This window comes from uncultured Endozoicomonas sp., from assembly GCF_947495845.1.
GTDB lineage: Bacteria > Pseudomonadota > Gammaproteobacteria > Pseudomonadales > Endozoicomonadaceae > Endozoicomonas.
The window spans coordinates 29,879-44,812 of sequence record NZ_CANMAO010000032.1; the positions used below are offsets into that span (position 1 = coordinate 29,879).

Genomic DNA, 14,934 nt, shown 5'->3' on the forward strand with positions numbered 1-14,934 from the left:
AGCTACCTGAGAATTACCCCGAACAAGCAAAAGCACAAGCTACAAACGATGGTTTTTTACTCACAGAATGATCAAAAAGAAATAAAAAAGACTCGGTACCAAAGGGGGAAGTAAAGAGGTAGTACCGAGCCTCAGAAAGGGTTCAACGACCATGCTTGGTCAAATTGGGTGGTGCATATTACTTGAATTTTCTGTAATGAGTAGTAGGTAAATGACACACAGCTTATAGCGCCCACTCATAACCACAAAAGCAAACATACACCCCCAACAGAAACCATCACTTCATCAGGAAGCCATTAATGATTAAAAACACGATATAATGCGCACAAATACGTTTAATCAGGCTATTAGTTCAGCTACGGATAGCCATAGAGCAAGGTAGTGAATGATCATTTTTTGTTTGGAGGAATTTCCATGCGTCGCCTGAAGCTGGGGGTGTTTGGTTCTGCTTTTGACCCGCCCACACTTGGGCACGGGGATGTTATCGCGCAGGCGGCCCAATTTCATGACCATATTCTTCTGGTGCCAAGCGCCAGTCATGCCTTCGACAAAAAACCCTTACCTTTTGACACTCGGCTCGCCATGCTGAATGCATTTATTGCCGATATTTCTGTTGACTGCTCGCTCACCGTCAGTGCCATTGAAGCAGACATGCTGGCAGCTCATCCTGACAAGCCAGTGTACACCTATGACCTCTTATCAACGTTAGAAACGCATTATCAGGGGACGGCCAATATCTCATTTATCAGGGGGCCTGATAATGCTGATACGCAAACCTGGAGCCGCTTCTTCAAGCACCGTGAAATAGAAGAACAATGGCGTATTTTTACAGCCTCTGAGCGCTTGAATGTTCGCAGCAGCCAGGTACGAAAGCTATTAAAGAGCAACACCGGGAGTCAGACAGACCAACACGCAATGAGTATGCTGACGCCTTCGGTCAAGTCTTTCATTATTGACCATCATTTATATCAATCAGGTAACCCATGAAGCTATCAGGGCTTGGGATTGATGACGTGCAGATTTCAAGAAAAGAAGGCATCTACGCCGGCTTTTTGCAACTGTTTAAGTACACTCTTACCCACAGGCTATTCAACGGGGGGCACAGTAAACCACTTCTGCGAGAAGCCGTTGTACGCCCTCCCTCCGTTGGCGTTTTACTGTTTGATCCCGCCAACGATACAGTTGTTCTGGTCGAGCAGTTCCGCATGGGACCTCTCTTGAGTGATGAAGATCCCTGGCTACTGGAAGTGGTTGCTGGCATCAGTGAACCGGGTGAATCTCTCGAAGAAGTGGCGATCAGAGAAGTCAAAGAAGAAACGGGCTATGACATTGCCTCTCTAACCCCGGTTTCTGACTTTTACCTCAGCCCGGGCGCCAGTAATGAAAAGCTGAAATTATTCTGCGGCTTTATTGATTCCAGCAATGCCGGAGGTGTTTTTGGTGTGCCGGAAGAAGGGGAAGACATCAAAGTCCATGTTCTTCCTTTTGCAAAAGCTTATGATATGTTGGAAAACGGTCTTATCGCCAATGCGCCCGCAATGATTGCGTTGCAATGGCTTAAAATTAACCATAAGCAGCTTGTGCTCCCATGACTAGAAGATTTATTTCAACGCAGTTTCTACAACCGCTGACATCCCTATGTTTGATTGCCTTTTTGTCGGTCTTTATTACGGGCTGTCAAACCAGCTCAAATGCACTTTCCGGGCTATATAAAGATGGGCTCCCGGGCACAACACAGTGGTCAGTGCTGCCCTTTGTTTCTCATACAAACGTACCTGAAGACGCTAATATCCAACTGGAGCGCATGCTGGTTGTGCAGCTTCCTTCTCATGGCATCAAGAACCCGGAAATCTATACACCACCAGGGTCAGATACTTTGGCGCCTCTGGATTACACGACTGCTTCCCAATGGAACCGTGAAAACAGCATCAGCTTCTCTATCAATGGTGAAATTCTGGAGTGGGAAACAGATCCGGAAGGTCATTTCTCCATCATGATGAATTTGAGAGTGGTGGATGTGGTCACCGGTATCACAGTCTGGGATATGAATGGGTTTGGAAAAGGTCGTAAGGGTGAAGATTACTATGATGTCAGCCGAAAGCTATTGGTAGACCTGGTCAAGGGCATTCCTGTTGAGAAGCAGAAATAGAACCCGGGGCCTCCAACTCTCAAGGAAAGAGCAACGGTATGATCTACGTACTTAGGAATGAGAACAATGAAATCTCTGCCATCTCGGAAAAACCCCTCTCAGAACAATGGCAGCCCATCGACACGGAAGACGAAGGGCTTAAGCAGTTTTTAAAGCGTAACCCGGGCGCTGGCAACCAATTGATGGAAACCTCTGATATTGAATTCATACGGGTGCTGGAAGACGTGATTGACCTGTTGATTGATAAAGAGGTTATTCAGTTCACCGAATTCCCGGATGCCGTACAGAGAAAGCTACTGAATCGTCGCCGCTACCGGGAAAGTCTTCGCAGTCAGTCCGATGCAACCCAGCTTCTGGAAAACGGCGATACGATTTTCTGAGCATGATTTCCTGAGCATCGTATATTGTGGTGTCTTATCGTTCTGTTGAAAGCCCACCTGGCGACGCCTTTCGGGCATTTTCAGTGGGCCAGCCTTCTGGCCAGATATCCTGATGCCGAAAGGCGTCATTGGACAACAGCAGCTTTGGACTGTCGACCTGGTCAGTAAATAGCAGGCCATTCAAATGGTCCAACTCATGAAGCATTACCCGGGCTGGAAAACCCGAAAGATCAGCTTCAATCACTCCTCCCTGCTCATTAAAGCCTCTTATTTTTACCGCTGAAGGTCGCTCAACCCAACCGCGCATTCCGGGTACAGAAAGGCAACCCTCCCATGTCCAGCAAGTATCTTTACTGGTCTCAAGGATGGTTGGGTTAATCCAGAAAGACAGCGGGATATCCACCGCTGAGGGATAGCGAGACCGAGTCTCTTCTGAAATACCAAGGCACAGCACTCTGGCTCCCCAGCCAATCTGCGGCGCAGCAATACCAATACCATTGGCTTCCAGCTGACGCTTTCTAAGAATCTTCAGGTTATGTTGAAAATCATCCGTTGGAATATCATCAACACAGACTTGCTTATGTTGTTGAAACAAAAAGGGGTCACCCATGATGACAATGTCCGGGCTTTCAGACAGCCGCATTGCAGAACACTCCTGATGTTTTCGAGTATTTGTCAGGTTCACAAAAATCCATTAACGAACAAATACTTATAATGTACATGAACAGATCGCAGCAACTACTTATAATGACGCATTAACTTACGTAAGTTAGTACCATGACCAGAACCTATCGTTTATTGATTTCATGCCCTGATGCCAAGGGTATTGTAGCAACTGTCAGCGACTTTATTGCCAGGCATGACGGCTGGATTGTCGAAGCCAATCACCATTCTGACCCAGTGACGGGTCGCTTTTATATGCGCAATGAGATTCGTGCTGAAAGCCTGCCGTTCTCTTTGGAAGAATTTCAAACTCAGTTTGCACCAGTAGCGGATAAATTACAGCTGGACTGGCGCATTACCGATTCCGGCATCCCGCAGCGGGTTGCCCTACTGGCCAGTAAAGAAGCGCACTGCCTTTCCGACTTGTTGTATCGCTGGCGCAGTGGCGATCTGAACATGGAAATCCCTTGTGTTATTTCCAACCATGAAGACTTACGCAGCTATGTTGAATGGCATGGCATTCCCTATCACCATGTGCCTGTGGATAAAAATAATAAGGCAGCTGCCTTTCAAAAAACCACCGAACTGTTGGAAGAATACAAAGTCGACACCGTTGTTCTTGCGCGGTATATGCAAATTCTTCCCCCTGAGGTATGCCAGCAGTTTGCTAACCGGGTCATCAATATTCATCACAGCTTTCTGCCATCCTTTGTGGGCGCAAAACCTTACCACCAAGCTTATGAGCGTGGTGTAAAACTGGTTGGGGCAACCTGCCACTATGTTACCGAGGTACTTGATGCCGGGCCAATTATTGAGCAGGATGTAATCAGGGTCGCGCATCATCATCTGCCAGAAGACATGGTTCGCCTCGGAAAAGATGTGGAAAAGAACGTGTTGGCCCGGGGTTTGCGCTATCACACCGAAGATCGAGTCATCGTTGATGGCAGTAAAACCATCATTCTCGAATAAACAATAATCTGTGGATAACCTGTGAAAGCCTGTTAATAAACTATGAAAAAAGTGTCTCAGGGAAGAGTCATCAAACTGGAAAACTGCCCATGTTGCCGAGGCAAGCCCATGTTTGCAGACTTAATGGTTAGCGAGGAGCGTATGTGGCAGGTCAGTTGTACGGAGTGTGGATTATCCAGCGAATTGGATCCGGATAAACACTATACGGCCATGCGCTGGAATCAACGCCTGGAAAAAGCCAATCTGCGAATGTGGATTACGCTGCTGGGCGCATTGCTTCCAGCAGCTGTGGTGATCTTCTTTTTGCTGGGCAGCTTAATGGGTATTAATTTAGCCAGCTGAATTTTCCAGAACAGATTTTGGAAGCGGTTCTTTCAGGCAGTCTGTAATCGTATCCACCATTAAGTTAATGAACCGAGCGTAACTGTCAGAGCCTGGCTCAATATCTTCTGCCAGTGGATCCAGCACGCCCACTTCAATATCCAAACCTTCACTCAATCTGTCGATATAAGCGGGCTGAAACTGCGGCTCTCTAAATATGCAGGCGGAGCCGGCTTTCTGAAGCTTTTCCTGTAACTGCACCAAGTGGTTCGCCCCAGGCTGGTAATCAGGATTTGTGGTGAAAAAACCCGCCACCTGCAAACCATACTGCTCTTCTAAATAACCATAAGCATTATGGAAGACAAAGAATGGCCTTGTTCCCGCTGTTTTCACTTTCACCAGATTGGCTTCATCAGCCTGATTCAACCGCTGACTAAATACTTCCAGATTTTTTTCATATTGCTTTTTATTAGCGGGGTCTACGGAAACCAATGTCTTCACCATGGCCTTGGCCATCACTCGGGCATTTTCCGTGCTCAGCCAAATGTGTGGATCGTACTCATCGTGATCGTGAGCATGGTCATGATCGTCATGAATATGATTGTCATTCTCCTCCATGCTGCGCAGATTAATCCCGTGCGCTTCCATCATCGCCACAGACTTTGTATCTTTTAGCCCGCCCAGAATCTTGGGCAGAAACGCCTCCATGGAAGGACCAACCCAAAAGATAATATCGGCACTCTTTAGCTTGCGGGCATCGGATGGTTTCAGGCTGTGACTGTGTGGCGAGCTGCCCGGCTTTAATAACACATCAACCTCAGTCACCCCTTCTGTCAGCTCTTGAGCAATCAGCTGTAAGGGTTTGATACTAGTGAGAATTTCAGGGGGTTCAGCTCCCGCAGCAGCGCTGACAACCAGCAGCAACACAGCCTGTAATGTTCGTTTTATGGGAGAGAACTGCATAGATGACATCACCAACAATAAAATTAAGCGTTATAATATAACACTTTATTCTAACCAGTGACTTATTTATTTGTTGAGTATCTTTCAAATCCTCTCATCAAATGCAATAAGGGCCGCCCATCTTTGATCTCTTCCAGAGTCCACTGAGCATAGGCAATATCGTGAACCCACTGTTTCCTACTTGGCATTTCAGGAGTTTCTATACGAGAGATATCTTGATCCGCTATCGGGTGAACCATTGAGCCGCTGTCTGCAGCGAAAACCGGAATACCTGCCAGCACTGCGTCTACACCACTGGTAGAGTTAAACGTGACCGCTGCCCAGCAATCTTTAAAATCATCCTGAATGTCTTTATTGTCTGAAAGCTTACAACCTGCCGGTAAGGGAAAAGGCAGCTGGCCATCAGCCATGGCGGGTATGGAGTAAGGGTGGTAGCGAAAAACAATGGGCCGATCGGAGTGCTGCCGGATCTTGGCAACGGTTTCATGGCACCAGCGGGCATGGTCTTTAACGGGCGAGTGTTGAACAGACGTGTCATTCGGTATCTGTGCACAGACCAGAATATGATCTCCCCGCTTACGCCATGGTTTCATACTCACGCCTTTTTCCTGCAATTGAGACCAGCGGTCACTTAGCATATTGCGATTCTGATAATCGCCCCAGCCAATGTGTTTATTAAAACCGACTGAGTAGTAATCACCTCTTTTGATGAACCCAACTTCCATGACAATCAGAGGTTTTCCCAGCTCTTCTTTATGGATTTCGGATATGTGCTGCCGTAGTCGGGTATCTGGATGGGTCTGCGCCATGGCTCCGAAAATAATTGCGACATCACAGGTGTGATATCTGCCATCCGTCGCATACAGCCAGGAGCGGGAGACCTTTTGTACTCCCTGAAGCATAGCACCAAAACACTGCCGGATTCTCGGGTCAGGGTGCCGGCAGTCAAATATGCCAAAGGTTTGAGTGTTGAGATTCATCGATAAGCCATTTCAGATTTCATCATCTGTGTATCGACGAATTTTTGCCCAGACATTAAAAAGCCAGATAAAAAATCTGGCTTTTTAGAATCACGTGAGTGAATGGGATATCCTGACGGTATGAATCATTCCTCCCAGTAATCATGGCCGAAAATGGCACTGAGACGTTTGTCTTCCTCGCGCTCCTCCAGCGCTCTTCGAATCTGCAGGGTACGTTTGGAACCTTTGTTCTCCAGCTCCGGTCGAACAAGATGGTCATCGAGAATGAACTCTTTTTCTGGCTTCTTCCCTTTACCCATAACTGCATCCTCTTTTTTTATTTCTTATTGCATGATGTCAGGTTACGGTTACAAACATATTAAATTCATGGCGTTACGACAATCCCTCATCTCCTACAGCCGTGTGAGAGATATCCTACAAAACCGAATCTTTAAAGACCTTCCTCCCCAGTTTCGTTAAACTCTTATGACAACTCTTCCCCCGTATAAAAGGGGCACAAACTTCTTATTGAAAAGTACCTTATGGACGTAACCTCAATACTCGATTCACTGAACGATGCACAACGTAATACCGTAGCCGCACCGGTCAGTTCAATGCTGGTTCTGGCCGGTGCTGGCAGTGGTAAAACCCGTGTTCTGGTTCACCGGATTGCCTGGCTGGTTCAGGCAGAAGGTATGTCGCCTTATTCCATCATGGCGGTGACCTTTACCAACAAGGCGGCTGCCGAAATGCGATCCCGTATTGAAGAGTTATTGGGCATTGCGCCACGAGGTATGTGGGTGGGCACATTCCATGGGCTTTCTCATCGTCTGTTACGTGCTCATTGGAAAGAAACCGGATTACCAGAAAACTTCCAGATTCTCGACAGCGATGACCAGCTGCGCGTCGTCAAACGCATCATGAAAGCGATGCAGTTGGATGATCAGAAATGGCCGCCTCGTCAGGCGCAGTGGTATATCAACGGTAAAAAAGACGAAGGCCTGCGCCCGGATTACATTGACCCGGGCTACGATCCATTTGAACGCACGATGGTGGATGTCTATCGCCGTTATCACGAATATTGTGAAACTGCCGGCGTCGTGGATTTTGGCGAGTTATTACTCCGTGCTCACGAATTACTGCTGAAACGACCTGATATTCTTCAGCATTATCAGGAACGTTTCCGCTACATGCTGGTGGATGAGTTTCAGGATACCAACGCCGTACAATACGCTTGGCTCCGACTGTTAGCTGGTAGTCAGGATAAACTGATGGTGGTGGGCGACGACGATCAGTCTATTTACGGCTGGCGTGGTGCCAGAATTGAAAATATACGTCAGTTTTCTCAAGATTTCCCCAATGCTCAAACCATTAAACTTGAGCAGAATTACCGATCAACCGGGAATATTCTGCAGGCTGCCAATGCTGTCATCGCCAACAACCCGGATCGTCTCGGCAAAGAGTTAAGAACTGACGGTCACGAAGGTGAGCCGCTCCACCTTTACGCCGGCTTCAACGAAATGGATGAAGCCCGTTTTATTACCGACCGCATTAAAGATGCAGTTTCCCAAGGTGCAGCCCGCAGTGATATGGCCGTGCTTTACCGCTCCAATGCTCAATCCCGCGTATTGGAAGAAGCAATGTTGCGAGCCGCAATTCCTTATCGCATCTATGGCGGACAGCGATTCTTCGAGCGCGCAGAAATCAAAAACGCGCTGGCTTATCTCCGCCTGAGCAGTTCTCCCCATGACGATACTTCTCTCGAACGGGTGATCAATATTCCAACCCGGGGTATTGGTGAAAAGACTGTCGAAAAATTAAGGGAAGTGGCGCGCAGCCAAAGCATTACGTTATGGCAGGCGCTGAAAAATCTGGTGGCATCGTCAGCTGTTGGTGGCAAAGCCGGTAAATCCATGGCGGCTTTTGTGGATTTAATTGAATCCATGAGCCACGCCGGAGAATCTCTTGACCTTAGTGAGCTGGCTGATCACGTTCTTTCCATGAGTGGTCTGATCGATTTTCACGGCAAAGAGAAAGGCGAAAAAGGTCAGGCTCGAGTAGAAAACCTTGAAGAACTGGTAAACGCCTGTCGTCAGTTTGATATTGATGACCTGGATCTGGATGAAGATACCGAAGCCATGACACCGCTGGATGCATTCTTGGCTCATGCTGCGCTGGAAGCCGGTGCAAACCAAGCGGATCAATTCCAGGACAGTGTGCAAATGATGACCTTGCATTCCGCCAAAGGTCTTGAGTTTAAGATGGTCTTTTTAGCGGGCATGGAAGAAGGTTTATTCCCTCATAAGATGTCGTTGGATGAAGGCAACTTAGAAGAAGAGCGTCGTCTTTGTTATGTAGGCATTACCCGAGCCATGGAAACGTTGTATCTGACCTATGCGGAAAGTCGTCGCCTATACGGCAGCGAAACCATGAATCGGCCTTCCCGGTTTATTCGGGAAATTCCTGGTGAGCTGTTACAGGAAGTGCGCCTTGGAGGGACGATTTCACGCCCGGTGAGCACAAGAATGGCGCCCGCTTCACCGGATCATGGTTTATCACTCGGCCAGCGTGTTCACCACGATGTGTTTGGCGAAGGCATTGTGATGAACTACGAAGGGCAGGGCGGTCAGGCTCGCGTACAAGTGAATTTTGATTCCGAAGGCTCCAAATGGCTGATGATGGCTTACGCTAACCTCTCGCCAATTTAAGCAGAGAATCTGCAAGCCTTCACATTCTGAAGGCTTGTATGCCAATGTCTATCCACTTACCATGCTTGTGTCGTGTTCCAATTCACTCTTCTTAAAAAAACAATAACAAAAGAACAAGGTACCCGTATGAAACGTCGTAATTTAATCACCTCTCTGGGGATTGCTGCAGCTACTGCAGCCCTCGTCGGTTGTGGGCAAGGGGAGCCTAATCAGCAAGCCGCTGCAACAGAAGCTGCTCCAGCACCAGAAGTTCAGGAAACCTTCGAATGGAAGCTGGTCACCTCCTGGCCAAAAAACTTCCCGGGGCTGGGTACAGCACCTGAGCGCTTTGCTGAATCCGTAAACGCCATGAGCAATGGTCGCCTCACCGTAAAAGTATACGGCGGTGGTGAACTGGTTCCACCTCTGGAAGTGTTTGATGCGGTTTCCAGCGGAACTGCACAAATGGGCCACAGTGGTGCCTATTACTGGAAAGGCAAAGATCCTGCCACTCAATTCTTTACTGCCGTTCCTTTCGGCCTGAATGCTCAGGAAATCAGTAGCTGGATTCACTACGGCGGCGGTCAGGAACTTTGGGAAGAAGTCTACAAACCCTTCAACATCAAACCAATGGCCGGTGGTAACAGCGGTGTTCAAATGGCAGGGTGGTTCAACAAAGAGATTAACTCTCTGGAAGACCTGCAAGGCCTGAAAATGCGTATCCCGGGCATGGGTGGTGAAGTGCTGAAGCGTCTTGGTGGCGTGCCAGTAAACATCCCCGGTGGTGAACTGTTCACCGCGCTGCAAACTGGTGCCATTGATGCCACTGAGTGGGTTGGCCCATACAATGATCTGGCCTTCGGCTTCTACAAGGCGGCAGAATATTACTACTACCCGGGCTGGCACGAGCCAGGCAGCATGATGGAATTCACCATCAATCTGGATGCCTGGAACAAGTTACCTGCGGATCTTCAAGCAATTGTTACCAGTGCAGGCCGTGCGGCTAATCAGGACATGATTGACGAATACACCGCCCGCAACAACGCTGCGCTTCAACAGCTGGTTAACGAGCACGGCGTGAAAGTTAAGCGCTTGCCTAATGAAGTACTGGCTGGTCTGAAAGTAGTGGCTGATGAAATCACTGAAGAAGTCGCCAGTAGCAGTGAGGTTGCCAGTCGGGTTTACGAGTCCTTCAACAACTTTCGTGAGCAATCCAAGGCTTATCACGAAATTTCTGAAGTGGCGTTCTACGAGGCGCGTGCTCTTGATTAGAGCTCTTGATTAGAGCTCTTAATTAATAGTCCTTTCAATTGGCCACGGTTACGTGGCCAATTGCTTTGCGAACGTCTGAAGCGAAGCAATTTCCTCAAAACCCATCTGATGTAAACTGGGCAACAATGCCTTCACGTAATGGCTCTCACCGGTATAAACAAACTGGTCAGCTACCGTTGCCGAACTATCCGGAACACTCAGCAGACTGGAGACGCGCCGCGCAATAGCTGCACCGGAATCAACCCATTCCACGTCGGGTGCACTCTTTCTGAGCTGCTCACTAAGAATAGGGAAATGCGTACAGCCTAAAACAATCGCATCCGGTGCCTTTTCATTGGTTAAAAAAGGCGACAAGATCTCTTTAAGTGTCTGCTCATCCACCGTTTCACCGCGGAGATACTGTTCTGCCATGATGACCAATTCACTGGAACCCACCCGAATCACCTGACAATCGCCAGCAAACTCATTGATTAACTGATCCGTATAACTTCGAACAATCGTGCCCGGCGTTGCCAGTAACCCAATGCACCGATTTTTTGACCGCTCACTGGCCGTTTTAATCGCTGGAACCACACCAACCACAGGGAAATCCAGCTCTTCACGAACTCTGGGCAGTGAAATCGTACTCGCTGTATTACAAGCGATAACCGCCAAAGCAGGATCATACTCTTCAGCTAAACGGTTCAAACAAACACTGGTTCTTTCAATGACGTCAATTTCTGGCTTTGGGCCATAAGGAAAGCCCTGAAAATCAGCGCAATACACCACGGGAAGGCCGGGCAAGCACTTTTTTATCTCCTGATGGATGCTGAGGCCGCCAACACCTGAATCAAAAATGACGATGGGTTTTGCTGTTGCCATAAGAGCTGCCATAAGAACGGTTCACTGGCTCCAAAATGAACAAAGTGAAAGGGTGAGATTCTACAATGGAGTGCATCAACCTGAGCACTGCTTTTTTGCTTTGACCACCAAAACGGAAAGAGGTTTCCCTGAGATGACCATACATCAGCCAGATCGAAGGTTCATTGAAAAATGATTGTTGGCTTTTCTAACACGCCCGTAGTAAATAATCCTTCCATGTACGAGATTGGAGTTATGCCATGAACCATCAGATGTTTCTGGATCAACTGGCAACCTTTCCAGCCAATACGACGGAACTACTGCGTCAGATAATGTCACAATCCGGACGCCTTGACCCGGAACAGGTTGATCAGCTCAAAGCGCTTATGAGCCTTGAGATCGACGATCTGATGAAAGCACTACTTCCTCTGGCCGCCGCCATGAGCACCTGCCCAATTTCACACTTCTCTGTGGGCGCGATTGTTGAAGGCTATCGCGAAAATGCCCAAGGGCCGCTATACCTTGGCGCCAATCTGGAAATTGCAGGACACCCATTAAAAAACACCATCCACGCTGAACAATCTGCCATTTGCAATGCCTGGCATCAGGGAGAAACCCGCTTGCGCCGCCTGATGGTGAACGAAGCACCTTGCGGCCACTGTCGCCAGTTTATGAATGAGCTGAATGATATCGACAATATGGATATTGTGATCAGCCAGTTAGGCAGTGAGCAAAAGCATCATTATAAAATGGCCAACCTGCTACCAAACGCCTTTGGCCCGGCAGACCTGAAGCAGGAAACCCGTTTACTGGATCTTTCTACCAACCAACTGCAAAGCCCTGATGCTTCTGATGAACTGGTCAATGCAGCAACCCTGGCAGCACAAAACAGTTATGCTCCCTATTCAGGTTGTGCATCCGGTGTGGCGCTTCGTCTGGATTCCGGAGCCATCATCACTGGCAGATATGCTGAAAATGCGGCTTTTAACCCGGGAATGATTGCGATCGAAAGTGCTTTGGTAAATCTGCGCTTGGAACAACTTACTAACCCAAAAAGCAAAGTGGTGGATGCGGTTTTGGTGGAAATGGGTGATTCGATCTCTCATCAATCGATGACGGAAGCGATGGCTAGAAATCTGAGAACGGAGTTACGTGTTTTCACCATCTAGATAGTTAGGAATTGAGTGTCTCAACGCTCATATACAAGCAGAAGTACACATGGAGCCTTTCTCTTCTGGTTGGATAGAAAACCACTACCTGTCCAACCAGAAAAACTCAATTGTGCTGCTCGATTCTACTGACTGTTAAACAACAGTTAGAAAAGTTAAAGACTGTGCGAATAAGCCCACCATCATCTTCGGGAAACCTTGGCATTACTGGTACCCTTTTTGAAAAAACGGACTCAAGTAGCGTAAGGTTTGCTTTTGAAGAAGGCTCCTCGTTAGTTCAGGCCTACGGAGATGAAAATATCCGTTTTCAATCTATAACCTACTTATTTCCAGTTTCCCAAATACTTTGATTACGATGCAAGAGTTAATGGATATCCTGCGTATTTGTATATACTTTTACATTAACCTTCATTTCCTGTGGCTCTGAAAACTCCTTTTCGTTCTGTAGGTACTTTTCAAAAGGAAGGTCTATATAGGCATAAAAAATGGTTTCATTGGCTGTAGTTTTATTACCTAACTTCTCTTTTTCGTAAACCGACTGTCTTTCGATCTTAACTCCTTGCTCCTGAACAGAGAACTTCGTTAACCCACTTAATTCAGTATCTGTTTGAATATTTGTACTTTTGAAATACTCCATAAAAGCATCATTTATCACATGCTGGGTACCCATTATCATAGCGCGCTGAACATATTTTTTGATTTTTCCGGACTCTAAACTTGGTGAGTATTCTTTTACCTTGTCAACCAGCGCACGTTCGACTTTATTTGCTCTATCCGAATCATCTTTGAATATTTTGTTATCAACAATCGAAACCCCACCACGAGGGTAGTCTCTCTTTATTTGCCCCTCGACTACATCTTGATAATTCATACCGTTTTTTTCATCCATTCGCATATCAATGGCGAATTCCTTGCTAGGTAAACTAGACAAAGAAAAATCAGCTTCAAGCAAATATTCATCTATTCTTGAATCGATCAAACTGGCTGACTTCTTATCTATGCCCTGATTATTTTTAACATCTCTATCAAAAACCGATTTTAATATCAAAGCGTCCTTGACCTTAAGCTCATTCCCATGATTACTTTTAAGGAACTTTTCCAAATTATTAATTGCGCCCGCTTTTCTTCCTTTAAAAACCGACTTTAATGTCTTCTTATCCTTGTTGATAAAGCTATCTCTTAGCTTTTTAATAGAGTCAGGAGAAGAACTGATTTTTACCATGATATGCCGTCCTTGCTTATTTACTGTTGTGCCAATGCTTCATATTTTCCATAAAAATATCGTACATTAATTAAAAATCTTGATACAGGAGGGAAGATAAGGGACACCCAAAAAATTTGACCAAACGGTCAGCTCGCCTACTCTTTGATCAGGTACAGAAGTCATGAGACTGCCCGGAGAAACCTTATAGACCCAGCGAGCACGCCGTACTACCACTGCATGGCTCGCTGTGTACGTCGTGCATTTCTTTGCGGTCGTGATAAATTCTCTGGCAAAAACTATGAACACCGTCGTCGGTGGGTGGAAGATAGGCTTAAGAAACTATCCGGTATTTTTGCCCTCGAAATCTGCGCTTATACAGTCATGTCCAACCATTATCATGTCATCCTTCATATCCATCGCGAACAGGCTGAATCATGGAGCATGAAGGAGGTGTTGTCCCGTTGGACGCAGTTGTTCTCTGGCCCTATGCTGGTTCAGCGTTACCTGGCTGGGATAACATTGGACGAAGGGAATCTGTTGAAAGTCGAAGAGTTTTCAGAAGAATACCGACGTCGCTTAAAAGACATTAGCTGGTCTATGCGTTGCCTGAACGAGCACCTTGCCCGTGAAGCGAATATAGAAGACGGTTGCAAAGGACGCTTTTATAAAAACCATCCTTGGTTTTTACCCTTCGGGCCAGCTGAAGCTGTTCAAATTTATTCCGGATAAATTTGTGGGAAGGACGCTACAAAAGCCAGGCAGTACTTAATGAGGCAGCGCTACTCACCTGCATGGCTTATGTTGATTTGAACCCTGTACGGGCCAAAACGCCCGAAACTTCCGAGTATACGTCTATCAAAGAAAGAGCCGGCAGCTATTGCTCCACAGGCACAACAAGGCGACAACCATCTTTCCTCAAGCCTTTCAAAGCACCGGGGCAAAACCCCGACCTGGCTATCCCTTATGCACTGAGTTGTTATCTTAAGTTGGTGGACTGGTCCGGTCGTATCTTTCGAAAAGACAAACGTGGTCGTATTCTGGAGACGGTTCCACCCATCCTGCTTCGGTTGAATATTGATCCTGAAGAGTGGTTGAACACCATTCGCTGGAATAACCGCTTCCGACGTGTGATGGGAACGCTTCCAGCGCTTAAAAACCCTGCCGTGCAAACGGGTAAACGCTGGGTACATGGAATGTCAGTGAGCAGACGTTTGTTTTTGTCGGAGGCATCGAATCGGGTGGTAGCCATCGTTTAAAGTGTCATGGTTGCCGGTGACTTGACAGCCACTCCCGATGAATATGCGACACAATCCATTATCAGAAAATTGTCGTAAGCACTATTTGATAGAACAATGAAA

The 14,934-nt window shown here is 47.1% G+C and carries 17 protein-coding genes; 11 read left to right on the forward strand and 6 right to left on the reverse strand.

All coding sequences use genetic code 11. The features are described from left to right. Positions 1–414: 414 nt before the first annotated feature. The 4 genes from Q1B11_RS16925 to Q1B11_RS16940 are packed head-to-tail and all read left to right on the forward strand — an operon-like array spanning position 415 to position 2,529. On the forward strand, positions 415–987 hold the full coding sequence (locus Q1B11_RS16925; RefSeq protein ID WP_299734572.1) for an adenylyltransferase/cytidyltransferase family protein: 573 nt from the start codon (positions 415–417) through the stop codon (positions 985–987). Next, positions 984–1,592, forward strand: a complete 609-nt coding sequence (locus Q1B11_RS16930; RefSeq protein WP_299734574.1) for an NUDIX domain-containing protein — start codon at positions 984–986, stop codon at positions 1,590–1,592. The genes Q1B11_RS16925 and Q1B11_RS16930 overlap by 4 nt, the downstream gene beginning before the upstream one ends. After that, positions 1,589–2,149 carry a hypothetical protein gene (locus Q1B11_RS16935; RefSeq protein WP_299734576.1) on the forward strand — a complete coding sequence of 187 codons (561 nt, stop codon included), beginning with the start codon at positions 1,589–1,591 and terminating at the stop codon, positions 2,147–2,149. Before Q1B11_RS16930 ends, Q1B11_RS16935 begins: the two co-directional genes overlap by 4 nt. A gap of 38 nt (positions 2,150–2,187) precedes the next feature. Further along, entirely contained in the window at positions 2,188–2,529 is a 342-nt protein-coding gene (locus Q1B11_RS16940) for a hypothetical protein (protein ID WP_299734578.1), read from the forward strand. Between the two features lie 34 nt (positions 2,530–2,563). Here the strand turns inward: Q1B11_RS16940 and def are convergent, their stop codons facing one another. Continuing rightward, positions 2,564–3,172 (reverse strand): peptide deformylase, encoded by a 609-nt coding sequence (gene def / locus Q1B11_RS16945; RefSeq protein WP_299734580.1) that lies wholly within the window; start codon positions 3,170–3,172, stop codon positions 2,564–2,566. A gap of 134 nt (positions 3,173–3,306) precedes the next feature. Here def and purU point away from each other — a divergent pair, with 134 nt between their 5' ends. Together purU and Q1B11_RS16955 are read left to right on the forward strand one after the other, a co-directional pair. Continuing rightward, positions 3,307–4,161 carry a formyltetrahydrofolate deformylase gene (gene purU / locus Q1B11_RS16950; RefSeq protein WP_299734582.1) on the forward strand — a complete coding sequence of 285 codons (855 nt, stop codon included), beginning with the start codon at positions 3,307–3,309 and terminating at the stop codon, positions 4,159–4,161. A 42-nt stretch (positions 4,162–4,203) separates the two neighbouring features. After that, positions 4,204–4,503 (forward strand): hypothetical protein, encoded by a 300-nt coding sequence (locus tag Q1B11_RS16955; protein ID WP_299734584.1) that lies wholly within the window; start codon positions 4,204–4,206, stop codon positions 4,501–4,503. Here the strand turns inward: Q1B11_RS16955 and znuA are convergent. From znuA to Q1B11_RS16970, 3 genes are all read right to left on the reverse strand, one after another. Beyond that, positions 4,492–5,445, reverse strand: a complete 954-nt coding sequence (gene znuA / locus Q1B11_RS16960) for a zinc ABC transporter substrate-binding protein ZnuA (RefSeq protein WP_299734585.1) — start codon at positions 5,443–5,445, stop codon at positions 4,492–4,494. The two genes, Q1B11_RS16955 and znuA, sit on opposite strands and share 12 nt — an antisense overlap. A gap of 62 nt (positions 5,446–5,507) precedes the next feature. Continuing rightward, positions 5,508–6,425, reverse strand: coding sequence for a hypothetical protein (locus tag Q1B11_RS16965; RefSeq protein ID WP_299734587.1), 918 nt, complete (start codon positions 6,423–6,425; stop codon positions 5,508–5,510). A 125-nt stretch (positions 6,426–6,550) separates the two neighbouring features. Continuing rightward, positions 6,551–6,724 carry a hypothetical protein gene (locus tag Q1B11_RS16970; RefSeq protein WP_157673439.1) on the reverse strand — a complete coding sequence of 58 codons (174 nt, stop codon included), beginning with the start codon at positions 6,722–6,724 and terminating at the stop codon, positions 6,551–6,553. A gap of 222 nt (positions 6,725–6,946) precedes the next feature. Here Q1B11_RS16970 and uvrD point away from each other — a divergent pair, with 222 nt between their 5' ends. Together uvrD and Q1B11_RS16980 are read left to right on the forward strand one after the other, a co-directional pair. Beyond that, the gene (uvrD, locus tag Q1B11_RS16975) at positions 6,947–9,112 is read left to right on the forward strand and encodes a DNA helicase II (protein WP_299734589.1); all 2,166 of its coding nucleotides are present in this window, start codon (positions 6,947–6,949) and stop codon (positions 9,110–9,112) included. Positions 9,113–9,238: 126 nt separating this feature from the next. Next, positions 9,239–10,363: a TRAP transporter substrate-binding protein gene (locus Q1B11_RS16980; protein WP_299734590.1), complete on the forward strand. Its 1,125-nt coding sequence runs from the start codon at positions 9,239–9,241 to the stop codon at positions 10,361–10,363. A gap of 48 nt (positions 10,364–10,411) precedes the next feature. Here Q1B11_RS16980 and murI read toward each other — a convergent pair whose 3' ends face one another. Continuing rightward, positions 10,412–11,224 (reverse strand): glutamate racemase, encoded by an 813-nt coding sequence (murI, locus tag Q1B11_RS16985; RefSeq protein ID WP_299734592.1) that lies wholly within the window; start codon positions 11,222–11,224, stop codon positions 10,412–10,414. Between the two features lie 239 nt (positions 11,225–11,463). Between murI and cdd the strand changes: the two genes are divergently transcribed. Continuing rightward, a complete protein-coding gene (cdd, locus tag Q1B11_RS16990) occupies positions 11,464–12,372 on the forward strand; it encodes a cytidine deaminase (protein WP_299734594.1) in 909 nt (302 codons plus the stop codon). Positions 12,373–12,736: 364 nt separating this feature from the next. On the opposite strand, the gene Q1B11_RS16995 is transcribed toward cdd, so the two are convergent. Beyond that, the gene (locus Q1B11_RS16995) at positions 12,737–13,594 is read right to left on the reverse strand and encodes a hypothetical protein (RefSeq protein ID WP_299734595.1); all 858 of its coding nucleotides are present in this window, start codon (positions 13,592–13,594) and stop codon (positions 12,737–12,739) included. Between the two features lie 219 nt (positions 13,595–13,813). Here Q1B11_RS16995 and Q1B11_RS17000 point away from each other — a divergent pair, with 219 nt between their 5' ends. Next, positions 13,814–14,305: a transposase gene (locus Q1B11_RS17000; protein WP_299734597.1), complete on the forward strand. Its 492-nt coding sequence runs from the start codon at positions 13,814–13,816 to the stop codon at positions 14,303–14,305. Positions 14,306–14,307: 2 nt separating this feature from the next. Further along, positions 14,308–14,832 carry a hypothetical protein gene (locus Q1B11_RS17005; RefSeq protein ID WP_299734599.1) on the forward strand — a complete coding sequence of 175 codons (525 nt, stop codon included), beginning with the start codon at positions 14,308–14,310 and terminating at the stop codon, positions 14,830–14,832. Positions 14,833–14,934 lie beyond the last annotated feature (102 nt).